Genomic DNA, 22,894 nt, shown 5'->3' with positions numbered 1-22,894 from the left:
ATCGAGATGTCCGAGAACAGACCTAAGCCGAAGGGCTTTCAGGAATGGATGGAGATCAACATCTGGGGATTGTTGATCGTTGTGGGGTTGGTGCTTTCCGTCGGCGGCCTCGTCGAGATCGTGCCGCTCTTCTTCATGAAGAACACCATGGAATACAACAAGTTTCCAGAGATCGTCTGGGAAAAGTCCGGGCAGGAGGCCATCGTTTCGGTCGGCCAGGACGGCAAGGAGCAATGGAACTGGAAGCCGGGTGACGGCGTGCGTCCGCTGACCGCCGTCGAGCTCGCCGGGCGCGACGTCTATCAGCGCGAAGGCTGCTACCTCTGTCACTCGCAGATGATCCGTCCCTTCCGTGACGAGAAGGAGCGTTACGGCCACTACTCGCTGGCCTCGGAGTCCATGTTCGATCACCCCTTCCAGTGGGGCTCGAAACGGACCGGGCCAGACCTGGCGCGCGTGGGCGGTAAGTACTCCGATGACTGGCAGCGTCAGCACCTGCATGACCCACGTTCCGTCGTGCCGGAATCCGTGATGCCAGGCTATCCGTGGCTCGAGGAATCCTACCTCAATGGCAAGACGCTGCAGCGCCACATGGGCGGTCTGCGTGTCGTCGGTGTCCCATACACCGATGCCGATATCGCAGCCGCGCCCGCCCTGGCGGACGGCAAGACCGAGTTGGATGCGCTGGTGTCCTATCTTCAGGTGCTAGGCACCATGGTCGCGCTCGATGAGTCCAAGGCCTATCGTGAATAGTTTGCTCGATCACTTCGAGACCGACTGGCAGGCGATGACGACCAACGATTGGATCGGAACCGTCCTGACAGTCGTGATCTTCCTGCTCATGATTCTGGCCTATTTCCAGGTCTTCCGTCCCAAGAACCGGGAGCGGCTCGAAGCCAAGAAGCACATCCCGTTCGACGAGGACGAGTTGGACCAGGACTAGCGAGTAACTACGGAGATTCCCATGGCGGAACACAATCCCTTTCCCGGTGAGAACAACACGGGTCATGTCTGGGACGACAATCTACGCGAGCTCGATAACCCGCCGCCCCGCTGGTGGATGCTGGGGCTCTGGGCGTCGCTGCTCTTCGTGGTCGGCTACTCCCTGCTCTATCCGACCTGGCCGGTTGGGCAAGAGCCGACGCAAGGCGTCCTCGGCTGGAGTCAGATGCAGGAGTACGCGCGCGGCGTCGAGCAGGTCGAGGCCAAACGCGCCAAATTCGAGGATCAGATCAGGGGGATGACGGCGAACGAGATCCTGGCCGACCCCGGATTGACGCAATACACCCTGGCCTCGGCCAAGGTGCTCTTCGGCGACAACTGCTCCGCCTGTCATGGCAGTGGCGGCCAGGGCAACCCCGGTTATCCGGTCCTGGCGGATGACGACTGGCTCTACGGCGGCACCACCACCAAGATTGCGGAAACCATCGCCAAGGGTCGTCAGGGCGCCATGACCGCACACCAGACCATCCTGACTCCGGCTGAGATCGATACCCTGGCCGAATGGGTGGTGCAGATGAGCGAGACCGGCGGAAAGGGCGGCAGCGAGGAGGGCTGGAGCCTCTTCAAGACCAAGGGCTGCACGGCCTGTCATGGTCAGGCGGCCAACGGTGTGCTGGTCGAACTGGGCAATGGCGATATCGTCACCGTTGGCGCGGCCAACCTGAACGACGGGATCTGGCGCTTCAAGCCGGGCGGCTACGAGAGTGCCAAGCACACCATCACCTATGGCGTGAACCAGGCCACGGTACCCGAATCACGCAACGCCGTGATGCCCGCCTTCGCCGAGGCCGGCAAGCTGAGCGAGCAAGAGATCAAGAAACTGGTCGTCTACGTCCACGAGCTCGGCGGCGGAAAGTAGCGATATCGAACGGCTGCTCTGGATCCCAGGGCAGTCCGTTCTCACCGGCATCCGTGGGGCCCGCTCGCCCTCGGGCGTTCGCGCGGAGCGCGGCGAGCGTGACCTCGACTCGTGATCGTCGCAAATGAGTGAGCTGGAGGGCCTTGATATGGGCGGATTCTTCTTGACGTGGGACATTGTGACGCTGACCTCGATCGCCATGGTGATCATCGCCATCGGAATCGTGGTCTTCCTGGCGTTCAAGGTCGTCGGGCTCATGAAGCGTGATGCCGAGGCGAACAGGGGCGGGGAATCCTGACGCCTGGCGTTGGTCCTGGGTCGTCCACCGATGTCTTGGGCGGCCGGCGCGATCACTGCGCCACTGAGCGCGCGTTCCTCGTTCCAATCCGGCGATTTCGGTGCCCTTTCCAAGGTCGACATCACATGCACTAGGGGGAGATGACTTGCGCACATCGGCTTGAGCCTTGGCGCCGTGGCCCTGATTGACCGAAGCAGTGGAGATGGTCAAGTTGAAGACGAATGACGAAGTGAAAGCACCTTCCCCGGTCGACGACCTCTACGAAGAGGCCGACGGTTGGCACGTCAACACGGGCGGCGACACCATCCACGCCAAACGCATCCGCGGCCGCTGGCGGACCTTCAAATGGCTGATGTCCTCCGTCTGGCTGGTCTACTTTCTCGGTCCCTATGTGCGCTGGGATGGTCGGCAAGCGGTCCTCTTCGACATCCCCAATCGGCAGTACCACATCTTCTCGGCGACCGTGCTGCCGCAGGACTTCTGGATGCTGTCGCTGCTGCTGCTCTTCTTCGCCATCCTGCTGGCCGTCATGACCGCGCTCGCCGGCCGGGTCTGGTGCGGCTACTTCTGCTTCCAGACGGTCTGGACGGACGTCTTCACCTGGATCGAGGAGAAGCTGGAGGGTCTGCCGCCGGCACGGCGTAAGCTCGATCAAGCGCCGCTGAGCCTTGAGAAGCTCCGCATCAAGGGGATCAAACATCTGCTCTGGATCCTCATAGGCTTCCTGACCGGCTTCAGCTTCGTCGCCTGGTTCGCGGATGCCCCGACACTCTGGCGCGACTTCTTCGTGGGCGAGGCGAATAGCGCCGCCTATGCGAGCGTCGCGCTCTTCACGGCGGGAACCTATATCCTCGCCGGCTTCCTGCGTGAGCAGACCTGCTTCTGGCTGTGCCCCTATGCGCGCATCCAAGGGGTCATGCTGGACAAGACCACCATCATCCCGACCTATGACGAGCAGCGCGGCGAGCCGCGCGGGCGGGTCCAACGGGGTGGCACGGAGGCCGATCGGCAGACCGGCGACTGTGTCGACTGTCACCAATGCGTCGCCGTCTGTCCGACCGGGGTCGATATCCGTCGAGGCCAGCAGGAAGGCTGCATTACCTGCGCCCTCTGCATCGATGCCTGCGACCAGGTCATGGACAAGGTCGGGCGCCCACGCGGTCTCATTCGCTACGCCTCGCTGGACGAGATGGAGGGTAAGCCGCCCAAACGCATGGTGCTTCGGCCGCGCGTCTGGGTCTACTCGGTCATTCTGGTCTCGGCCCTTTCGGGCATTGTCTATGGTCTGACCTCACTGGCCCCGCTCGAACTCACGGTGTTGCACGAACGGGCGCCACTCTTCGTGCTGCAGAGCGACGGCTCGATCCAGAACAAGTACACCCTCAAGATCCTGAACAAGACGCCCGATCCCGTTGCGGTGACCATCAGCGCCTCGGGGCACGACCAGTTGACGCTCGTCGGCGCGGACAAGCCGGTCGAGGCAGAGCCCGGCGGTGTGACGCCCACGATCGTCTTCGTGCGTATCCCCGAGGGGGCGCTGGAGGCTGAGCAGCAGCCGATCACCTTCCATGCCCAGGGGCAGCGCGCCTCTGGCGTGCCGGTCGAGGCCGAGCGGGAAAGCGTTTTCATCGGTCCAAGACGTTAAGCTCCAAGGCTTTGATTTAAAAAATGTTTAGGTCTGAGAGCATCAGGATATATCCCTATGACTACTGAAACACATCCGTCCCCATCCTCGGCGTTCCGCAGTCCCTGGGTCCTGGGCTGGCTCGGCCTCGTCGTCACCGTGCTCGCGATCAACGGCGTCATGGTCTACCTGGCCTTCGCGACCAATCCTGGTCTCGTGAACGCCGACTACTACGAGCGTGGTCAGCACTTCGAGCGCAACCTCATGTCGCGCCAGGCGCGTGCCCCCGCATGGACCGTCGAGGCCGACATCCCGGCGTCGCTCATGGTCGACACGCCCGCATGGATCCGCGTCTTCCTGGTCGACAAGGCTGGCCAGCCGGTGGATCCGGATGCCGTGACCCTCTATGTCTATCGTCCCTCGGATGCCGGACGCGACTTCTCCATCCCCATGACGCGGGAAGACAGTGGCCGTTACGTCGCCAAGGCCAGTTTCCCGCTGATCGGCGTCTGGGACACCTTGATCGCCGTGCAGTCGGACGAGGATGAGTACAGCATTGGCGAGCGGGTGAACGTCGGCGCCTATTGAGCCTGTGCGCTCGTCCGAAACCCTGTTCGCGGGGTCATCCGGTGCCGGGCAGGGCGCGGCTGCGCCAACCGCGGGCCTGGATACCGGGCGCTGCTTCCATTGCGGGCTGCCCGTCACCGCCGATGCACGCGAGACCGCGAGCATCCAGGGGACCGAGCGCGCCTTTTGCTGCACCGGCTGCAAGGCCGTCTGCGAGGCCATCTTCGCCGCGGGGCTTGAGGGCTTCTACCGCCGCACGCCAGAGGGCGAGGTGCTGGGGCCGCCGCCCGAACCACCCAAGAACCTGGCGGTGTTCGACCTGGATGCGGTGCAGGAGGAGTTCACGGACGTGGCCTGCGAGGGCCGCGAGATCAATCTTCTGGTCGAGGGCATCCACTGTGCCGCCTGCGTCTGGTTGATCGAGCGGGGCCTGCAATCCTTGCCCGGCGTCGAGGAGGCGCGGGTGAATCTCACCGGGCGGCGTCTGCGCGTGCGCTGGGACAACGGCCGGCTCAAGCTCTCGCGCATCCTGCGCCGTCTGGCCGATATCGGCTATGTCGCCACGCCCTTCGATCCGGACTCCGCGGAAGGGGTCATGGGGCGCGAGAACCGTGACCTGCTGTTCCGCATGGCCTGGGCGGGGTTCGCGATGATGAACCTGCTCTGGATCTCCATCGCGCTCTACAGCGGCGCCGACCAGGGCGAGTTCAGGGGACTCTTCCACTGGATCGGCTGTCTGCTCGCGACCCCAACCCTGGTGTACTCGGGCGCCCCCTTCTTCAAGGGTGCCTGGTCCGGTTTGCGCTCCGGCTACCTCAGCATGGACTTGCCCATCGCCATCGGGGTCACGGCCACCTATGGCTATTCGCTCTACGTCACCCTGGGCGGCTCCGAGGTCGGGGCCGTCTATTGGGACACGGTGGTCAACTTTCTCTTCGTCATCCTCGTCGGACGCTATCTCGAGGCGATCTCGCGCCGCCGTGCCGTCGCCTCGACACAACGCCTGCTCGATCTTCAACCCAAGGTCGCGACCCGCATCGATCCGCACCAGGAGACCGTCGTCCCCATTCGCTCGCTCAAGCTCGGCGAGCGGGTCCTGGTGCGCCCCGGCGAGCGCATCCCCGTGGATGGCAGCGTTGTCGAGGGCGAGAGCGGTGTCGACGAGTCCATGCTCACCGGCGAGTCGCGCAAGGTCGCCAAGCGGGTCGGCGATCAGGTCGCGGCTGGGACTATCAATGGGGCAGGGGTGCTCCATGTGTGCATCTCCGGGCTGCTGCGCGAGACCGCGCTGGGCCGCATCATCCGTCTGGTGGAGGAGGCGCAGTCCAGCCGCGCGCCGATCCAGCGTCTGGCGGATCGCGTCGTGCCCTGGTTCGTCGCCGCCACGCTCGGGCTCGCCGCCCTGACCTTTGTCTTCTGGATGGGGACGGGGCTCGAGCATGCCCTCATGGCCGCGACCGCCGTGCTCATCATCACCTGTCCCTGCGCCTTCGGGCTCGCGACGCCGATGGCGGTCGCGGTGGCCTCCGGATCCGGGGCTTCCAGGGGGATCTTGGTCAAGAACGGCGCCGTGCTGGAACGCTTGTCATCGATCCAGCATCTGGTCTTCGATAAGACTGGAACCCTCACCGAGGGCCGTCCCCTGGTCGTCGCCCTGCGAGGCGCCTCGGGTGATTGGCGAGGCGATGCCGAGAGCGCCGGCGTGCTCGACGCTACGCAGCAGGCGCAGCTTCGGCGCTTCGGGGCGCTCGAGCGCGCGTCCGAGCATCCGGTGGCCCGGGCCATCCTGGACCTCTGCGACCGGGCCGAGCTCAGCACGGCGGGGCTTGCGGCGACAGAGGTCCAGGTGGCCCCTGGATTCGGGATCAAGGGGCAGGTCGAGGGGCGCGTCCTGGTCATCGGGACCTTGGCGTGGCTGGTGCGCAACGGCATTCGCGAGTGGCTGCCCGAGGATCCCGTGCCAACCGCGTCGAGCATGGATCTGGGCGGACTGATCCACTGCGCGGTCGACGGCCAGGAGGTGATGCAGCTTCGGATCGCCGACCGACTGCGACCCGGCGCGGCCGATGTCATCGCGCGCCTGCGCGGCCGCGGGATCCGCGTCACCATGCTGACCGGCGACCGGCGCGCGGTGGCCGAGCGGATCGCCCATCAACTGGGTGACATCGAGGTCATCGCCGAGGTCCTGCCGGCGCAGAAGGACGCCGTCATCGACCGGCTGCGGCGCGACGGCGAGCGCGTCGCCATGATTGGCGACGGCGTCAACGACGCGCCGGCCCTGGTGCGCGCGGATGTCGGCATCGCCATGGGCAGCGGCACGGATGTCTCCATCGCCAGCGCCGACATCGTCCTCATCTCCAGCGAGCTGGAGCGCGTCATCGAGGCGTCCCAGCTCTCCCGGCGGACCCTGCGTGCGATTCGGCAGAACATCGGCATCTCGATTCTTTACAATCTCGTCATGGTGCCGCTCGCGATGGCCGGAGTCATCACGCCCCTGATCGCCGCTATCTCCATGCCACTGAGTTCGTTGGCGGTGATCGGCAACTCCGCGCGCATTCGCGCCTTCGTGAAAACACTTTGAGCCAGTTCACAGTCCTGGACACGGCAGTGTCTAAGATGCGCCTGGACTGGGGGAGAATGAACGGATGGAAGTCATCTACGGACTGATACCCGGTATGCTGCTCCTCGGACTTGTGGCGGTTGGCGTGCTCTTCTGGGCCGCGCGGACCGGCCAGTTCGAAGACCTCGACGGCGACGGGCGGCGCATTCTGCTGGACGAGGACGAGATCGATCCGAGGCGTCTGCCGGATGCCGACGCGGACGACGAGGCGCCGAACCGAGACGGCTGAGCGCCACCGCGCCCTACGAACCTCTGCCGAGCGCCCCACGCGGCGGCGCTCCGCAACCTGGGGCGAAGCGGCTCGCCGCGCGGCGACCGACGCCCACGAGACAACTGACAACCAAGGAGCCCGAGCATGCTACTCGATGACGAACGGCGTGATTACAAACGTATGATCGCCGAGACCCAGATGGAGGTCACCCGGCTGACGAGCGGTGAGGTACTGACGGCCAAGCTCGTCAACCTCAGCGCTTCCGGCTGCGCCTTCCTGACCGATCTGACCATCGAGCCGGACGAGGAGCTCGAGGTCCTCATCCGCAGCCCGAGCGAGCGTCTGGAGCCGCTGCGTCGCTCCGGTCAAGTCGCCCGCGTCACCCAGGAGGAAGAGGGGCGGCTGATCGCGATTCACTTCAGCGGGGCCTCCGACTGAGCCGCTGATCCTGGCGATCTGCCTGGGCTGTCATCGTCGGCACGGAGGATCGCCCAGGCTCGCGGAGGCTCGAAGCCGTCTCTTGGATTGCGCCATGCAGCGCTTCTATTTCAGCCTGAGCATTTCGGCCCCCGAGTACCTCAAATACTATCAGGGGGCTGCCGGTCGCGTGATCGTCCGCGCCAGCGACGGGCGCAGTCTCTCCATACCGGCTGCCAACCTGCGCCGCTTCGTCACCACCGAGGGCGTGCGCGGCCAGTTCTGTCTCACCGTGGATGACAACCACCGGCTCGTCTCGCTCGAGCGCCACCCGGCGCCCTCGCATCGCACCGCCTGAGCCGCGCCCCGATCACCCGCGCCGCGGCGCTGCGTGCCTGACACCTCAGGAAATCCGCTCAAGGCGCCGCCCGTGCTGCCGTTAAGGGAGGTACGCATAGCCCTTCCCGGAGCAGATCCTGATGGCGATCCACAACAACCTCTCCATCCTTTCCAACAGCTATTCGCTCAAGTCTTTCTCGCAGACCTCCAGTCAGGCACTCAAGACCGGCAATCAGCCGGCGAACGCCCTGTCCAATCTCCAGGACAAGGCGCTCCAATCCCTGGCACGCGAGATTCCTGGGATGGAGTCGACAGATCTGAAGACTCTGGACGCCTCAGACTACACACCAGAGAAGGTGGCTGAGCGTATTGGCAAGTTCGTTGCTTTGGGCTTGGAGAACGCCAAGGCGCAGGGCAAGTCGGAGGAAGAGGTCCAGGCGCTGTACGACAGCGCGATGAAGGGCGTGAAGCAGGGGTTCAAGGAGGCCAAGGACATCCTCAAGAACCTCGACGTGCTCAACGGCAACGTCAAGGACCAGGTGGAGGCCACGGAGAAGGCGACCTTCGAGACCCTGTCCAAGCTGGCGCCGAATCAGAAGACGGAGAGTGCCGGCGGAACCCAGGCGATGGCTGTCGCGGCGCGCTACCAGCGTGCGGACGACTTCGAGCTGACACTGCAGACCCGCGACGGCGATACCGTGCGCGTCAGCTTCAGTCAGGACCTCGACGCCCAAGGCAGCTTCGCTTACGCCCAGGACGATCAGGGCAATCGTGCCTCCGTATTGGACGTTAGCCGCAATGAGCAGACCGGTTACAGCTTCAGCATCGAGGGTGATCTCAGCGCGGACGAGATCGACGCGATCCAGTCGCTGGTCCGGGATGTCGGGCAGGTCGCCAACGACTTCTTCGGCGGCGATGTTCAAAAGGCCTTCGATGAGGTCTCCGACATCGATTTCGATGAGTCGCAGCTCGCGTCGATGAACCTGCACATGAGCCGGACCGAGCAGTTCAGCGCCGCGCAGCGCTATCAAGAAACACAGCAGATCGACAATCCCGAGCAAACGCGTCACGGACGCCGGCTGGGCCATCTGATGCGCGATATGAGCGACAGTTTCAACAAGCCTGGACTGGATTTTCTAAGCCAGGTGGACGATGTGGCCAGCCGCATCCTGGAAGGACTGGTCGAGCAGGACACGCGCTTCAAGGACACTGACACGCAGCAGCAGGACGCCTATCGCAACAATCTGCAGCGGCTGCTGGGCGCCGTCGGCGTGGAGGAATCAGAGTAGACTCGCGGGAGATCTCAAGCGGGTTGACGCGAGAGACCATGCCCGTGGTGGCGCCGCAAGCGATCGGCGGCGCGCTAGTCTGTTCGAGCGAGCGCAAGGAATGCGCAAGAGATCTCCAGCGCCATCGAGAACCGTCGAGGATTCAGTGGTCGGGGAGTCCGATCATCCCCTCGGGCGGCGCGCTTCACACAAGGCCCCAACCCTTCGGTGCTGTTCGGGTGGGGTAAGGAGAGTGCCTTGACCAATCTGCTTTCGGGTCCTCTGACCAGGCTGTCGCACTGGCCGTTCAAAGCCGTGGTCCTGGGGGGGCTGGCCGGCTGTGCGGTCGTGGGGTTGAATCCAACGTCCGTGCCGGCCTGGATCCTGGGCCTCCTGATCCTCCTCGCGGCAATCTTCGTCGACGTGCTCCAGCGCCGGGAGATGGCCTCCGTCCGGGAGGCTGCGCGCGAGGAGCTTCAGTCCGTCCGTGATCAGGGTGCCCGTCAACTCGTCGCCTGGGAGAGCGCCTTCGAGCGCCTCGGCATCGAACTCTTCCCCATCTTCGTCCGCCACATCGAGCACTCCCGGCAGCTGACCGAGCAGAGCATCGTCCACCTGTCCCAGACCTTCAGCGGTCTGGTCATGGACCTGGAGCAGGTCATCGAGGCGACCCGCTCCGGCGATGCGCAGGAGCACCAGATCCTGACCCAGTTCCAGGAGAGCCAGGCGATCCTGACCGAGCTCATCGGCGCCTTCGAGCAGATCCTGCACCGCGAGTCCGCCGTGACCGAGCAGGTCGTCCGCTTGACCGGATTCGGCGGCGAGATGCAGCGCATGGCGCAGGATGTCCGCTCGGTTGCCGAGCAGATCAACCTGCTGGCCCTCAACGCAGCCATCGAGGCGGCACGGGCCGGCGAGCAGGGGCGCGGCTTCGCGGTGGTCGCCGAGGAGGTGCGTAAGCTCGCAGGGTCATCCGCCCAGACGGGTGCGCGGATCAGCGCCAAGGTCGACGAACTCGCGCGCTCCCTCGATCAAACACACACCATGGTCAACGCCTCCATGCAGGACGCGGACCGACTGGTCAAAGGCTCCGAGCGCAAGGTGGGCGAAGTTCTGGACCGCTTGCGCGAGACGGCCGAGTCGCTCAACACGGATGCCCAACGTCTGCGCCAACTCGGTGAGATCATCCGCGAACAGATCGCCAGCTCCCTGGTGGATCTCCAGTTTCAGGATCGCACCAGTCAAGTGCTCGTGCATGTGTGCGGCGGTCTCGATCGCCTGAGCGAACGCCTGCTGACGACCTCCGAGCACGATTCCAAGCAGCAGGAGCGCGACATCCTGGAGATCGACGACCTCTTGGCGGAGATGCTTGCATCCTATAGCACCGTCGAAGAGCAAGACCTGCACCGTGGGAGCACGGCGACCTCGGGTCAGTCCGCGGGATCGGCGCTGACCTTTTTCTAGACAACGGAGTCAGGCATGGCCAAGACGATCCTTATTGTCGACGACTCGGCGTCCCTGCGCAGCGTCGTCGGAATCGCCCTCAAGGGGGCGGGCTACGACGTCATCGAGGCGAGCGACGGGCGTGACGCCCTTGCAAAGCTCAACGGGAAGAAGGTCCACCTCATCGTCAGCGATGTGAACATGCCCAACATGGATGGCATCACCCTGGTGCGCGAGCTCAAGAAGCTGCCGAACTACAAGTTCACGCCCATCATGATGCTGACCACCGAGAGCCAGCCGGAGAAGAAGGCGGCCGCGCGCGACGCGGGCGCCAAGGCTTGGCTGGTCAAGCCCTTCCAGCCCACGATGCTGCTCGATGCGGTATCCAAACTGGTGCTTCCCTAAACAGATCGGAGGGTGACGCAATGACCACGGCTGCCGTGCCGTCGCGCCCGGAGGAGCGCATCACCCTGGAGGGCGAGCTGACCATCTATACCGTGGCGGAGACCTTCGGTCGTCTGCGCGTCGAGCTGGAAGGCCGCCGCGTCTGCGCGCTGGACCTGTCCGCTGTCTCCGAGATCGACGGTGCCGGGCTGCAGCTTCTCCTCTGGGTCAAGCAAGCCAGTGAGGCGCGGGGGGCAGACTTCAGCCTGGTCGCGCACAGCGACGCCGTGGCGGACGTCATTGCGCTGCTGCAGTTGGAGCCACGCTTCGGCATGGCCCCCGTCCAGCCGAACCAGGAGGACGTCGCATGAACCTGGACAGCGCACGGCAGGCCTTCATCGGCGAGGTGGCGGAGCTACTCCAGTCCATGGAGGATGCCCTGCTCACCCTGGAAGACAATCCTGGGGACCCCGAGTCCCTGAACGAGGTCTTCCGTGCCATGCACACCATCAAGGGGACAGGCGGCGTCTTCGGCTACGACCCCGTCGTCGACTTCACCCATGCGGTCGAGACCCTGATGGACGACGTGCGCTCCGGCCATACGCCGCTCACCAAGCCGCTGATCACCACACTCTTCGAGTGCCGCGACCATACCGCGCGCCTGGTCGACGCCATCGCCGCGGCAGCCGAGGACGAGCTGGTGCTGGATGACGCGCTGACGCGCGCGGGCGCGGAGCTGCTGGCGCGTCTCGGCCAGTCCGAGCCGCCGGCGGGCGAGGCTGCGGCCACGGCCCGCGAGCCGCCGAAATACCTGCCGGTCTCGACCGACCTCTGGACCCTCTCGCTGCAGTTCCACCCGGACGCCTTTCGCAACGGCATCGATCCACTCTCCTTCCTGCGCTACCTCGGCTCTCTGGGGGATCTGGTCCATGTCGAGACCTTCTTCAACGCTGGCGCGGACGAGAAAGCCCCCTTCGACCCGGAGAGCTGCCATCTCTACTTCGGCATCGCCTTTCAGAGCGACGCCGACAAGCGCACCATCGCCGGGGTCTTCGAGTTCGCCGATCAGGACTGCGACATCCGCATCCTCGAACCCGATTCCGCGCACGCCAAATACCTGGAGCTCTTCGAATCGATGCCCGACGACCAGGTCGGCTGCATCGGCGAGCTGTTGATGTATGTCGGAGCCTTGACCCAGCAGGAGCTCGAGCGCGCCCTGCAGCGCCAGGGGTGCGAGCACGAGCAGACGCAGACCGTTACGGACACCCTTCAGCCGAAGCGCCGTCTGGGCGAGATCCTCGTCGAGCAAGGCTCCATCAAGCCGGGTGTCGTCGAGCAGGCGGCCAAGACCCAGGAGGCCGCGCGCGTGCGCCGCCAGGAGGAGACCCGCTTCATCCGCGTCGATGCACAGCGCCTCGGTCACCTCATCGATCTGGTCGGCGAGCTGGTCACCAGCAGCGCCGCCATCCGCGTCATGGCCAATCGCTCCGGGATGGAAGACATGGCCGAGGTAGTCGATGGTGTCGACTACCTGGTCTCCGAGATCCGCGACAACGCCCTGCAGCTGCGCATGGTCCCCATCGGCGACAGCCTCTCGCGCTTTCGGCGCGTGGTGCGCGATGCCAGCGAGGCGCTCGGCAAGGACATCGACCTGGTCATCACCGGCGGAGAGACGGAACTCGACAAAACGGTCGTCGAGAAGATGACGGATCCGCTGACCCACCTCATTCGCAATGCCATCGACCACGGCATCGAGACGCCCGAGGTGCGCCTGGATGCGGGCAAGTCGCCCAATGGGACCGTCCACATCAACGCGTACCACGACTCCGGCCACATCGTTATCGAGATCGCCGACGACGGCGCCGGACTCGACGCGGCACGCATTCGCGCCAAGGCCGAGGAGCGCGGTCTGGTCTCGCCGGATGACAGCCTGAGCCACGAGGAGACCCTGCGCCTCATCTTCGCGCCCGGTCTCTCCACCAAGGCGGAGGCGACCAATCTCTCGGGCCGCGGTGTCGGCATGGATGTGGTCAAGCGCAACATCGAGTCCCTGCGCGGCTCGGTCGAGCTTGAGAGTGCGCTGGGCACGGGCACCAAGGTGACCATCGTGCTGCCGCTCACGCTCGCCATCATCGACGGCTTCCTGGTCGGCGCCGGCACGGACCAGTTCGTCATCCCGCTCTCCCAGGTGGTCGAGTGCGTCGAGATCGACGCTGGCCAGACGACGCAGCAGCACGACCAGCACTACGTCAATCTGCGCGGCGAGGTCCTGCCCTTCATCCGGTTGACCGAGCTGTTCGAGAGCCAGGCCGGCGGGGCCGCTCGGACAAAGCGCGAAAGCCTGGTGGTGGTGCGCTTCGGTCATCACACGATGGGCCTGGTGGTGGATACCCTGCTCGGTGAGCTGCAAACCGTCATCAAGCCACTGGGCAAGGTTTTCGAGCGTTTGCGTGGCGTGGCGGGCGCGACCATCCTGGGGACGGGTGACATCGCCCTGATCCTGGATGTGTCCGAGCTGGCGGCCATCGCGAATACGGCGGGCGCTCACGCGAGAAAGCGTCAGGCAAAGGTTTGATCAGTAAAGGGTTTGATCGGTAGACGAGTCAAAGGCTCAAGAGGAGAACGCAATGTTTCGCGCAATGACCATGGCCAAGAAGCTGGTGCTGGGATTCGGCATCGTTCTGGCGTTGCTGATCACGGTTGCCGCCGTGTCCTTCGTCACCATCGACGGTGCCTCGACGGGGTTCGGTGAGTATCGCGACAAGGCCATTCGGTCGAATGCCATGGGCGAGGTGCAGGCCAAGATGCTGATGGCGCGCATCCAGGTCAAAGACTACCTCCAGACCCACAGCGAAAAGGACAAGCAGGCGTTCAAAGACGACCTGGCCGTCGGCGAGAAGCTGCTCGGGGAGACCGGGGCACTCATTCGCAACCCCGAGCGGCTGGCCAAGTTCCAGACGGCGGGGGAGTCGATCCAGACCTATGCCAAGACCTTCGATCAGGTCGTCGAGAACACCGAGGAGGTCGACAAGCTCGACAAAGACGTCCTTGGGACGACCGGCAAGACGCTGGAGCAGCAGCTGACGCAGATCCTGGAGACCGCCAACCGCGACGGTGACACCGATGCTGTGCTCAAGGCGAGCCGCAGCCTGCGCAATTTGCTCCTGGCCCGCGTCTACGTCATGAAGTTCATCGATACCAATGCGCAGGAATCGGCGGACCGCGTGGGTACGGAATGGCAATCGCTCGACAACAACCTGGCCGAGATGGATGCCTCTGTGCAGGACCCGCAGCGGCGCCGGTTGCTGGAGGAGACGCTGCGGCTCAAGGGCGAGTACAAAGCCGCCTTCGATCGCCTGGTTCAACTGACGTATGAGCGCAATCAGGTGGTCACGGGCACGCTGGACGTCCTGGGTGCCCAGTTCGCCGCCAACATCGAAGGGATCAAACTCTCTTACAAGGCCGAGCAGGAAGAGCTGGGCCCCGCGCTCCAGGCCTCCAACGATCGGGCCGTGGTCGCCATCAGCATCCTCTCCTTCGTCGCCCTGCTGGTCGGTATCTTCATCGCCTGGTGGATCATCCGCGCCGTCATGGGCCAACTCGGCAAGGACCCGGCCGTGATCGCCGAGGTGACGCGCCAGGTCGCCAAGGGCGATCTCGCCATCGAATTCGATCAAACCAACCTGCGCGGCGTCTATAAGGACATGTTCGCCATGGTCGAGCGGCTGCGTCAGATCGTGGGTGAGGTCCGTGTCGGCGCCGACAATCTCTCCTCGGCGTCGAGCGAAGTCAGCTCCACGGCGCAGGCGCTGAGCCAGGGCGCGACCGAGCAGGCGGCGAGCGTGGAGGAGACCACCGCCAGCATCGAGCAGCTCAATGCCTCCGTGCAGCAGAACACCGAGAACGCGCGCGTCACCAACGGTATCGCCAAGAGTTCGGCGGACGAGGCGCGGCGCGGCGGCGAGGCGGTCAAGCGCACCGTCGATGCCATGAAGGAGATCGCCAGCAAGATCGGCCTGATCGAGGACATCGCCTACAAGACCAATCTCCTCGCGCTCAACGCCGCCATCGAGGCCGCGCGCGCCGGCGAGCACGGCAAGGGCTTCACCGTGGTGGCCGCTGAGGTGCGCAAGCTCGCCGAGAACAGCGGCGTGACCGCCCAGGAGATCAACCAGCTCGCCACCGGCAGCGTCGCCATTGCCGAAGAGGCCGGCAAGCTGCTGGAGCAGATGGTGCCCAACATCGTCAAGACCGCCGACCTCATCGAAGAGATCACCGCCGCCTCCGGCGAGCAGGCCGCCGGCATCGGTCAGATCAACGAGGCCATGAGCCAGCTCGACAAGGCCACCCAGCAGAACGCCTCCTCCTCCGAGGAGCTGGCGGCCACGGCGGAGGAGCTGAGCGGGCAGGCCGGTCAGCTGCAAGAGACCATGTCCTTCTTCCGCACCGGTGCGGGGAGCCAGCGTGCCACGGTGCGCAGTGCGCCGCGCGCGGTCAAGCCCGGCGGCGGCAAGGCCAGCGAGGACTTCGGCGAATCCTCGGTCGACCTCGACGATTTCGAGCACAAAGACTTCGAGCGCTTCTGAGCGGGGGGCGAGATGGGCGAGCTCATGGTAAGCAAGAAGACGACCGAGCCGGAGCACAGGGGCGAGGAGGCGGGCCAATACCTCACCTTCAGCGTCGCCGAGGAGCGCCTGGCCATGTCGATCGATGCGGTCAAGGAGATCATCGAGACCCCCGTGGTCACGCGCGTGCCCATGACCCCGGACTACATCCGCGGCGTCATCAACCTGCGCGGCAGCGTGGTGCCGGTGATCGACCTGGGCGCGCGCCTGGGTCGGGGCAGCCTGACGCTCACCAAGCGCAGCTGTATCGTGCTGGTCGAGGTGCGTGTGGGCGAGGATGCCCACGTGCTCGGCATGCTGGTCGACGAGGTGAAGAACATCCTCGAGATCCCGCGCGAGGACATCAAGCCGCCGCCGGAATTCGGCTCGGAGATTCGCACCGACTTCATTGCGGCCATGGGGCGGGTGGACGACGTCTTCGTCATCATTCTCAGCGTCGACCATGTGCTTTCCATCCAGGAACTGGCGGCGCTGCGCAAGCTCAGTGAGGAGGCAGCCGCCAGCGGCTCGGATGCTCAATTCTGATGCTTCGCTGAGGACTGGCGCCTCTCTGTCCGGGCACGAGACCCGCGCCGAGGTCATGCCGCTCGAAGAGGCCGAGTTCGAGCGCTTCCGCCGCTTCATCCATGAGCGGGCGGGAATCAGCCTGGCGCCGCACAAGCGCCAGATGGTCAGCGCGCGACTTCAGCGGCGGCTGAGACATCTGGGCCTGCGCAGCTTCGGGCAGTACCTCGACCACATCTCCGAACCCGGTCATGATCGCGAGCGCCAGCACCTGGTCGATCTGCTGACGACCAACGAGACCTACTTCTATCGCGAGTCGGCCCATTTCGATTTCCTCGCGCAGCAGGTGCTACCCGGTTACCGCGGGCGCCCGATGCGCGTCTGGAGCGCGGCCTGCGCCTCGGGTGAGGAGGTCTATACCCTGGCCATGGTCATGGCCGAGATCCTCGGCGCCGGTGAGTGGAGCATCCTGGGCACGGACATCAGCTCGCGTGTTCTCGATCAGGCCAGAAGGGCGCTCTATCCCATGGAACGCGCCAAGCACCTGCCCAAGGCTTGGCTTGGGAAATACTGTCTCAAGGGGGTGCGTTCCCAAGCCGGCAATCTGCTCATCGACCCAAGGCTCAAGGCCCGGGTGCGCCTCGCGCAGCACAATCTCATGCAGCCATTGGCCCAGCGTCAGTCCTTCGATCTGGTCTTCCTGCGCAATGTGCTCATCTACTTCGACCTCGCCACCAAGCAGCAGGTGATCGACGCCCTGATTGGGTCGATTGAACCCGGCGGTCATCTGGTGATCAGTCACGTCGAGTCCCTTCAGGGCATCGCGACCGACCTGCAGGTGGTCAGCCCGTCCATCTTTCGCAAGCGGCCACGCTGACCGGCACGCAAAGCCGGCAGGGTGCAGTCATGGGAAAGCTGGGAGCCACAGGGATCAGGAGGCGCTTTCTGCATCAAGGGGAGCACTTCGTGACCTCGGAGCCCGTGATGCTCTCGACCCTCTTGGGTTCCTGTGTGTCGGTCTGTCTCTTCGATCCGATCGCGCGCCTGATGGGCATGAACCATTTTCTGCTTCCGGTGCGCAATCCGTCGGCCGGGCTGCCTGAGCTGGAATCGGATGCGGGCCGTTACGGCCTCTGGGCCATGGAGATCCTGATCAATGAACTGCTCAGGCAGGGCGCGCGTCGCGAGCGGCTGCGCGCCAAGGCGTTCGGCGGTGCCAATGTGCTCCAGGAAGCTTTCGGAGCGCTGCCGGAGCGCTACAGTATCGGCAGCGCCAATACGCAGTTCGTGCGCCGTTTTCTCGAACAGGATGGCATCCCGCTCATCGCGGAGGATCTGGGCGGCAACAACGGGCGGCAGATCCACTTCTACGGGGGCGACTACTCGGTCTTCCTGCGGCGGATTGCGCGCTCGAGCGCCATGCGCATCATCGATGAAGAGCGCAGCTATTTACGGCGTGCCATTGCGGCCAAGCAGCGCGCGACGCCGGCGGACTTCTTTTGAGGGGTGTCCCACTGTGAATGCTTGGCGATCGAACGGACGCCGCCGCGCTTTCCAGTTCCAGTCTTGATAGACGGGGTTGTCTGCTATGTCTAAGGTCAAGGTGATGATCGTCGACGATTCAGCGGTGGTTCGCCAGGTGCTGACGGAGCAACTGAACGGGATCGCCGGGATCGAAGTCATCGGCTCCGCCCGTGACCCCATCTTCGCGCAGAAACTGCTGGAGAAGGGGTGGCCGGATGTCATCGTCCTCGACATCGAGATGCCGAGGATGGACGGCATCACCTTCCTCAAGCAGTTGATGCGCGAGCGGCCAACCCCGGTGATCATCTGCTCGACCCTCACGGAGAAGGGCGCCGAGATCACCATGCAGGCCATGAGCGCCGGCGCGGTGGACATCATCGCCAAACCCAAGGTGGGGCTGCGCCAGTTCCTGGAGGAGTCCAGAACACTGCTCGGCGACGCCATCAAGGCGGCCAGTCATGCACGCATGGAGCGGGTCTCCAGATCGGCCGGAACCCCATCCGCGGCGCCTCCTCCCGCCAAGCTCGGGGCCGATGCGGTGGTCGCGGACCGCGCCTTCAAGCCGCTTTCCGCAACCACGGACCGGGTCGTCGCCATCGGCACCTCGACCGGCGGAACACAGGCGCTGGAGTATGTCCTGACACGGCTGCCGCGCACCGCGCCCGGAGTGGTGATCGTCCAGCACATGCCCGGTCAGTTCACGGCGGCCTTCGCCGCGCGCCTCAATCAGCTCTGCGCGATCGAGGTGCGCGAGGCCCGCGACGGCGACCGCGTCATCGCCGGTCTGGCGCTCATCGCGCCCGGAACCCATCACCTGCTGCTCAGGCGTAGCGGTGCCCAGTATCGGGTCGAGGTCAAGAGCGGTCCGTTGGTCAGCCGGCATCGTCCCTCGGTCGATGTGCTCTTCCGCTCGACCGCGCAGGCGGCTGGTCCCAATGCCGTCGGCATCATCATGACGGGGATGGGGGATGACGGCGCGCGTGGGATGCTGGAGATGCACGCGGCCGGGGCCATGACGGTCGCCCAGGACGAGCAGACCTGCGTCGTCTACGGCATGCCAAAGGAAGCGGTCAAGCTCGGTGGCGTGGATGCCGTCGTGGGGCTGCCGCAGATCCCCGGCATCGTCGTCCAGGCACCGACCCGGGGGCTCTATCTCAGGACGATGGCGCACGGCTGATGCCCGTTTCTGGGCTGTGATACCTGAATGGAGCGAGCCTGCCGATTGGCGCGGATAAAGTCCGCAATGGCGATCAGCGGCGCCTATACTCCCTGTGAACGTATTCATCAACTGGGGAGTTTGCCATGACCAAAGAACGCCAAAGCAACAAAGAAGCGAAGAAGAAACCAAATCTGACCTTGAAAGAGAAGCGAAGCGCGAAGAAAGCCAAGCACGAGACCAAACCCTTGCTCGGCAACGGAAAGGCCGGCCTGGTCTGATCGGCGGGCCGACAACCGCCTCGAGTTCCGTCCCGTAGGATGGGCAAAGCCCGCACGATGAGCCCTGTTCAATGCGCTGGTGCTTGACGGGCGTGCCCATCATCTCCGCTCGGCGCCCTGCAAGATGGGCACGTCCGACCAGCCTCGCCGCGATACAGCCGCCGCCGAGCGCGGACTTTGCCCGTCCTACGGGTCCACCTCCCGCATCCATCATCATCCTCGTTCGGTGCCCTGAGAGATGGGTGCGTCCGCCAAGCACGGACTTTGCCTATCCTTCCCCGGCACGCTCCTCGGAGCCCTGATCGAGCGCGGCCCTGGCTAGACGCAGCCGCTGCAACGCTTGATCGTAGTCGAACCGCTCGATCTCCTCTTCCATCTTGGCCGCGTCCGCGCCGAGCGCGGCCTGGATCAGGTCGCGCGAGCCGAACCAGAGTTCCCGAGCACCGGTATCGGCGTCCGACAGCAGCGATTCCAGCTCGGCGAGCACCGCATTCGCCTTGGCCCAGTCCACCTCGGGCGCCGCGATCGAGACGTTGCGCTCGACCGGCAGCATCCGACGGATCTCCCCCAGCAGCGGTTCGAGGTCCGCTTCCAGCGCCCGAATGCCTGCCTCGATCGTCGCCTCTGCCGCCTGATCGCGCAGGGCCAGTTCCAGGTCCAGCGCGCGTTGACGCAGCGGCCCCGCGCCCAAGGTGGCGGCTACGCCCTTGAGGGTATGGGCCAGACGCACGGCCGTCTCCCAATCTCCAGACGCCAGGTGCTGGCGCATCAGGGCGACATCCTTGCTATGGCCTTCGGCGAACAACCTCAGCACCTGGGCATAGCGCGCACGGTTGCCACGCAGGGCCTGCAAGCCCGCCTCCAGATCGAGACCCGCGATCCTCGGCGGGGCGAATCCATTGGCCGCGTCCTCGTCCGCCCTCGGCACGCTCGCCGCCGCGGCCAGGTCCTGATGCACGGGGTCGGGCAGCCAGCGTGCCAGCGCCGCGTAGAGACGCTCCGGTTCGACGGGCTTGGCGATGTGATCGTTCATGCCCGCCGCGAGGCACTGCTCGCGGTCCTCGTCGAAGGCGTTGGCGGTCATCGCCAGGATGGGCAGCGTCGCCCGGCCCGGCAGGTGGCGAATGGCGCGGGTCGCCTCAAGGCCATTCATGACCGGCATCTGCATATCCATGAGGACCAGGGCGTAGTCCTGCTCGCGCACCCGTTCCAGGGCGATCTGGCCGTTGTCGGCCACATCCACCAGCAGGCCGGTTCCGCCGAGGAGCTCGAGCGCGACTTCCTGATTGATGGGGTCATCCTCCGCCAGCAGCAGGCGCAGGCCGCTGTAGTGCCCGGCAACTAGCGCCGCCGCGCAAGCGGCCTCCATGGCGTCCTCCGGCTCTTGGGTCGAGGTGTCCGGCGGCGTGTCCTGCGGCTCGGCCTTGCGCAGGCGCGCGGTGACCCAGAAGGTGCTGCCGCGGCCGGCCTCGCTCTTGACGCCCACGTCGCCGTCCATCTGGCTCGCCAGGCGCTTGACGATGACCAGACCCAGCCCGGTCCCGCCATGGCGGCGCGTGGTCGATTCATCCGCCTGGGCGAAGGGCTGAAAGAGGCGCGCCTGCTCTGCCGGTGTGAGTCCGATGCCCTGGTCCTCGACCTCCAGGCGCAGCCGCACGGTCGCGCCCTCGTCCGCGATCGGGAGGGCGCGCACGCGGATGTGGCCCTGTTCGGAGAACTTGATGGCATTGCCGACGAAATTGAGCAGGATCTGACGCAGCCGTTGTGGATCCCCACGCAGGTGCGTCGGGAGTCTCGGGTCGGTCTCGCGCATCAGGCGCAGACCCTTGTCGCGGGCCTGCTCGCTCAGCAGGCTGAAGACCTGCTCGATGAGCTGCGTCAGGGAGAAGCTGCGCTCCTCCAGTCTCAGGCGCCCGGCCTCGATCTTGGAGAGGTCGAGGATGTCGTCGATGATCCGCAGCAGATGCGTAGCGGCTTCGCCCACCTTGATCAGTTTCGTATGGGCCTGGGGCTCGACGACCTCCCGCAGCAGGAGGTGATTCAGGCCGAGGATGGCGTTCATCGGGGTGCGGATCTCGTGGCTCATGTTGGCCAGGAAGGCGCTCTTGGCGCGGTTGGCGGCCTCGGCGGCGTCGCGCGCCTCGCTGAGTTCTTGGGTGCGGATCGCCACCAGCGCTTCCAGATCATGGCGGTGTCGCTCCAGTTCGGCCTCGGCCCGCTTGCGATCGCTGATGTCGAAGAAGCTCACGACGACCTGCTGGAGCCGATCCTGCTCGTCGCGGACCGGGTGGGCCTCGCAGCTCACCCAGATGGGGGCCGCGCGGCCGGGGCAGCGGATCCCGAGCACCAGCTGCCGCAGCGCCGCCCCGGACGCCAAAACGCGATTGACCGGGTACTCCGCCGGGGGCATGCGCGAGCCGTCCTCGCGGATGAAATGCCAGTCCCCATCCCCGGCCCTGGTGCCACGCAGTTGCTCCCAGGTCAGTCCCAAGAGTTGCGACGCGGTGGGATTGGCGAAGCGGATGGCGGTATCGGGTCCATGCACCACCAGGCCGGCATCCAGGTTTTCCACCAGGCTCCGATACTGGTGCTGGCTCGCGCGCAGGTCTGCCGACTGGGAGCGGGTCTGGATGAGGGCGTGGACCAGCGCGGCGAGCAGCAGGCTGATGCAGATCCCACTGCCAGCGACCAGCCAGACCTGGGTCTCCGCCTGTGACGCCATGCGCCACCTGGCGGGGGCGATGCTCAGGGTCCAGCGATGCCCGTTAAAATCGACCGGGATGCGCAGCGCCGTCGCGGACTCCGGCGCTGCCGCCTGGAGATCCTCCGACTGACTGTCGTACAGCAGGGTCCGCGGGGTGGCTTGGTCACCGTCATAGAGGCTCAGGCGAATACTCTGATCGTCGGGCCGCCCCCAGCCGCCCAGGATCCCCCGCATGAGGTCCTTCATGCGGTAGGGGCTGTAGACCCAGCCGAGCAGCGCCGCACGCCGTTGCTCCAGCGTCTGCGTCGGCAGATCCCGACGATAGACGGGGACGTACATGAGGGCGCCGGCCTGGATGTCGGTCGCGGTTTCCTGCACCAGCAGCACCTTGCCGGAGAGCGCCGCGACGTCTTCATCGCGTGCCTGCTCCATGGCCGCGCGGCGCACCGGCTCGCTGTACATGTCGTAGCCGAAGGCGCGCTGGTTGCGGGCGTTGAAGGGTTCGAGATAGTCGATGGAGGTGTAGAGGGGGCGCTCGCCCGGCGGCCACACCCGGAAGTCCGGGAAACCCTGGGCGCGGATCTCGCGGACATGCGCGGCCAGCCGGTCGGGGTCGATGACGCGGGCGAAGCCCACCCCCAGGATGCCGGGGAGATTGAGATGGATCCGGCTCTGCGCGACGAATTCGCGCCACTGGGCGCGGTCGACCTCGCCGGTGATCGCGAAGACAGCCGCGCCGCTGCGCAGCAGCTGGGCATGGGCATGGAGCCGGATGTCCACCTTGGCCGCGATTTCGTTGCCGATCAGGGCCAGCTCTTCTCGGGCCTGGGCCGTGACGTTCGCCTGGCTCAGAAGGGTGGTGGCCAAGGTCAGGACCAGCCCCGCCGCGAGCGTGAGCCAGGCGGGCCAGAAGCGACGGTCGATCATGCGGGGCTTGGTCATCCGATCTCATCCATGGTGTCGCGCGCCATGGTGTCGCGCGCCATGGTGTCATGCGCCATGGTGTCATGCGCGATGGTGTCATGCGCGATGGTGTCATGCGCGATGGCTTCACGCGCTCTGTCATTC

The 22,894-nt window shown here is 65.4% G+C and carries 22 protein-coding genes; 21 read left to right on the top strand and 1 reads right to left on the bottom strand.

The window, feature by feature from the left end; all coding sequences use genetic code 11:
* Positions 1-6: 6 nt before the first annotated feature.
* The 21 genes from ccoO (at position 7) to CKO23_RS26300 (ending at position 19,122) form a co-directional block, all read left to right on the top strand.
* Positions 7-753 (top strand): cytochrome-c oxidase, cbb3-type subunit II, encoded by a 747-nt coding sequence (ccoO, locus tag CKO23_RS03690; RefSeq protein WP_200328398.1) that lies wholly within the window; start codon positions 7-9, stop codon positions 751-753.
* The gene (locus CKO23_RS03685; RefSeq protein WP_200328397.1) at positions 746-943 is read left to right on the top strand and encodes a cbb3-type cytochrome c oxidase subunit 3; all 198 of its coding nucleotides are present in this window, start codon (positions 746-748) and stop codon (positions 941-943) included. Before ccoO ends, CKO23_RS03685 begins: the two co-directional genes overlap by 8 nt.
* Before the next feature lie 21 nt (positions 944-964).
* Entirely contained in the window at positions 965-1,861 is an 897-nt protein-coding gene (gene ccoP / locus CKO23_RS03680) for a cytochrome-c oxidase, cbb3-type subunit III (RefSeq protein ID WP_200328396.1), read from the top strand.
* A gap of 163 nt (positions 1,862-2,024) precedes the next feature.
* Complete coding sequence (locus tag CKO23_RS26305; protein WP_274600188.1) at positions 2,025-2,159, top strand: hypothetical protein; 135 nt, start codon at positions 2,025-2,027, stop codon at positions 2,157-2,159.
* Positions 2,160-2,370: 211 nt separating this feature from the next.
* Positions 2,371-3,804 (top strand): cytochrome c oxidase accessory protein CcoG, encoded by a 1,434-nt coding sequence (ccoG, locus tag CKO23_RS03675; RefSeq protein WP_440870558.1) that lies wholly within the window; start codon positions 2,371-2,373, stop codon positions 3,802-3,804.
* A 57-nt stretch (positions 3,805-3,861) separates the two neighbouring features.
* Positions 3,862-4,371 (top strand): FixH family protein, encoded by a 510-nt coding sequence (locus CKO23_RS03670; RefSeq protein ID WP_200328394.1) that lies wholly within the window; start codon positions 3,862-3,864, stop codon positions 4,369-4,371.
* A 76-nt stretch (positions 4,372-4,447) separates the two neighbouring features.
* Positions 4,448-6,931: a heavy metal translocating P-type ATPase gene (locus CKO23_RS03665; RefSeq protein ID WP_200328425.1), complete on the top strand. Its 2,484-nt coding sequence runs from the start codon at positions 4,448-4,450 to the stop codon at positions 6,929-6,931.
* 64 nt (positions 6,932-6,995) lie between these two features.
* Positions 6,996-7,199 (top strand): cbb3-type cytochrome oxidase assembly protein CcoS, encoded by a 204-nt coding sequence (gene ccoS / locus CKO23_RS03660; protein ID WP_200328393.1) that lies wholly within the window; start codon positions 6,996-6,998, stop codon positions 7,197-7,199.
* Positions 7,200-7,325: 126 nt separating this feature from the next.
* Positions 7,326-7,619, top strand: coding sequence for a PilZ domain-containing protein (locus CKO23_RS03655; RefSeq protein ID WP_200328392.1), 294 nt, complete (start codon positions 7,326-7,328; stop codon positions 7,617-7,619).
* A 94-nt stretch (positions 7,620-7,713) separates the two neighbouring features.
* A complete protein-coding gene (locus CKO23_RS03650; RefSeq protein WP_200328391.1) occupies positions 7,714-7,956 on the top strand; it encodes a DUF2835 domain-containing protein in 243 nt (80 codons plus the stop codon).
* 121 nt (positions 7,957-8,077) lie between these two features.
* Positions 8,078-9,226 (top strand): DUF5610 domain-containing protein, encoded by a 1,149-nt coding sequence (locus CKO23_RS03645; protein WP_242482190.1) that lies wholly within the window; start codon positions 8,078-8,080, stop codon positions 9,224-9,226.
* Positions 9,227-9,463: 237 nt separating this feature from the next.
* Positions 9,464-10,669 (top strand): methyl-accepting chemotaxis protein, encoded by a 1,206-nt coding sequence (locus CKO23_RS03640; protein ID WP_242482189.1) that lies wholly within the window; start codon positions 9,464-9,466, stop codon positions 10,667-10,669.
* A 15-nt stretch (positions 10,670-10,684) separates the two neighbouring features.
* Positions 10,685-11,053, top strand: coding sequence for a response regulator (locus tag CKO23_RS03635; RefSeq protein WP_200328390.1), 369 nt, complete (start codon positions 10,685-10,687; stop codon positions 11,051-11,053).
* A 20-nt stretch (positions 11,054-11,073) separates the two neighbouring features.
* Complete coding sequence (locus tag CKO23_RS03630; protein ID WP_200328389.1) at positions 11,074-11,403, top strand: STAS domain-containing protein; 330 nt, start codon at positions 11,074-11,076, stop codon at positions 11,401-11,403.
* Positions 11,400-13,607 carry a chemotaxis protein CheA gene (locus tag CKO23_RS03625; RefSeq protein WP_200328388.1) on the top strand — a complete coding sequence of 736 codons (2,208 nt, stop codon included), beginning with the start codon at positions 11,400-11,402 and terminating at the stop codon, positions 13,605-13,607. Before CKO23_RS03630 ends, CKO23_RS03625 begins: the two co-directional genes overlap by 4 nt.
* A 52-nt stretch (positions 13,608-13,659) precedes the next feature.
* The gene (locus tag CKO23_RS03620) at positions 13,660-15,618 is read left to right on the top strand and encodes a HAMP domain-containing methyl-accepting chemotaxis protein (protein WP_200328387.1); all 1,959 of its coding nucleotides are present in this window, start codon (positions 13,660-13,662) and stop codon (positions 15,616-15,618) included.
* A 12-nt stretch (positions 15,619-15,630) separates the two neighbouring features.
* Positions 15,631-16,182, top strand: coding sequence for a chemotaxis protein CheW (locus tag CKO23_RS03615; RefSeq protein WP_200328386.1), 552 nt, complete (start codon positions 15,631-15,633; stop codon positions 16,180-16,182).
* The gene (locus tag CKO23_RS03610) at positions 16,169-17,038 is read left to right on the top strand and encodes a CheR family methyltransferase (protein ID WP_200328385.1); all 870 of its coding nucleotides are present in this window, start codon (positions 16,169-16,171) and stop codon (positions 17,036-17,038) included. The genes CKO23_RS03615 and CKO23_RS03610 overlap by 14 nt, the downstream gene beginning before the upstream one ends.
* Positions 17,039-17,127: 89 nt before the next feature.
* Positions 17,128-17,664 carry a chemotaxis protein CheD gene (locus CKO23_RS03605; protein ID WP_346014558.1) on the top strand — a complete coding sequence of 179 codons (537 nt, stop codon included), beginning with the start codon at positions 17,128-17,130 and terminating at the stop codon, positions 17,662-17,664.
* 85 nt (positions 17,665-17,749) lie between these two features.
* A complete protein-coding gene (locus CKO23_RS03600) occupies positions 17,750-18,862 on the top strand; it encodes a protein-glutamate methylesterase/protein-glutamine glutaminase (protein WP_200328383.1) in 1,113 nt (370 codons plus the stop codon).
* Positions 18,863-18,987: 125 nt separating this feature from the next.
* The gene (locus CKO23_RS26300) at positions 18,988-19,122 is read left to right on the top strand and encodes a hypothetical protein (protein ID WP_274600187.1); all 135 of its coding nucleotides are present in this window, start codon (positions 18,988-18,990) and stop codon (positions 19,120-19,122) included.
* A gap of 268 nt (positions 19,123-19,390) precedes the next feature.
* Here the strand turns inward: CKO23_RS26300 and CKO23_RS03595 are convergent, their stop codons facing one another.
* Positions 19,391-22,768, bottom strand: coding sequence for a CHASE domain-containing protein (locus tag CKO23_RS03595; RefSeq protein WP_200328382.1), 3,378 nt, complete (start codon positions 22,766-22,768; stop codon positions 19,391-19,393).
* Between the last annotated feature and the right edge of the window lie 126 nt (positions 22,769-22,894).

This window comes from Thiocystis violacea (genome assembly GCF_016583565.1).
In the GTDB taxonomy this organism is placed as follows: Bacteria; Pseudomonadota; Gammaproteobacteria; order Chromatiales; family Chromatiaceae; genus Thiorhodococcus; species Thiorhodococcus violaceus_A.
This window is presented reverse-complemented; position numbering and strand designations above follow the sequence as displayed.

Excerpts from the sequence above, each read along its gene's own strand:
- ccoO (WP_200328398.1), top strand. The coding sequence starts at position 7 with ATGTCCGAGAACAGACCTAAGCCGAAGGGCTTTCAGGAATGGATGGAG.
- ccoP (WP_200328396.1), top strand. The coding sequence starts at position 965 with ATGGCGGAACACAATCCCTTTCCCGGTGAGAACAACACGGGTCATGTC.
- CKO23_RS03670 (WP_200328394.1), top strand. The coding sequence starts at position 3,862 with ATGACTACTGAAACACATCCGTCCCCATCCTCGGCGTTCCGCAGTCCC.
- ccoS (WP_200328393.1), top strand. The coding sequence starts at position 6,996 with ATGGAAGTCATCTACGGACTGATACCCGGTATGCTGCTCCTCGGACTT.
- CKO23_RS03655 (WP_200328392.1), top strand. The coding sequence starts at position 7,326 with ATGCTACTCGATGACGAACGGCGTGATTACAAACGTATGATCGCCGAG.
- CKO23_RS03650 (WP_200328391.1), top strand. The coding sequence starts at position 7,714 with ATGCAGCGCTTCTATTTCAGCCTGAGCATTTCGGCCCCCGAGTACCTC.
- CKO23_RS03645 (WP_242482190.1), top strand. The coding sequence starts at position 8,078 with ATGGCGATCCACAACAACCTCTCCATCCTTTCCAACAGCTATTCGCTC.
- CKO23_RS03635 (WP_200328390.1), top strand. The coding sequence starts at position 10,685 with ATGGCCAAGACGATCCTTATTGTCGACGACTCGGCGTCCCTGCGCAGC.
- CKO23_RS03630 (WP_200328389.1), top strand. The coding sequence starts at position 11,074 with ATGACCACGGCTGCCGTGCCGTCGCGCCCGGAGGAGCGCATCACCCTG.
- CKO23_RS03625 (WP_200328388.1), top strand. The coding sequence starts at position 11,400 with ATGAACCTGGACAGCGCACGGCAGGCCTTCATCGGCGAGGTGGCGGAG.
- CKO23_RS03620 (WP_200328387.1), top strand. The coding sequence starts at position 13,660 with ATGTTTCGCGCAATGACCATGGCCAAGAAGCTGGTGCTGGGATTCGGC.
- CKO23_RS03615 (WP_200328386.1), top strand. The coding sequence starts at position 15,631 with ATGGGCGAGCTCATGGTAAGCAAGAAGACGACCGAGCCGGAGCACAGG.
- CKO23_RS03610 (WP_200328385.1), top strand. The coding sequence starts at position 16,169 with ATGCTCAATTCTGATGCTTCGCTGAGGACTGGCGCCTCTCTGTCCGGG.
- CKO23_RS03600 (WP_200328383.1), top strand. The coding sequence starts at position 17,750 with ATGTCTAAGGTCAAGGTGATGATCGTCGACGATTCAGCGGTGGTTCGC.
- CKO23_RS26300 (WP_274600187.1), top strand. The coding sequence starts at position 18,988 with ATGACCAAAGAACGCCAAAGCAACAAAGAAGCGAAGAAGAAACCAAAT.
- CKO23_RS03595 (WP_200328382.1), bottom strand. The coding sequence starts at position 22,768 with ATGACCAAGCCCCGCATGATCGACCGTCGCTTCTGGCCCGCCTGGCTC.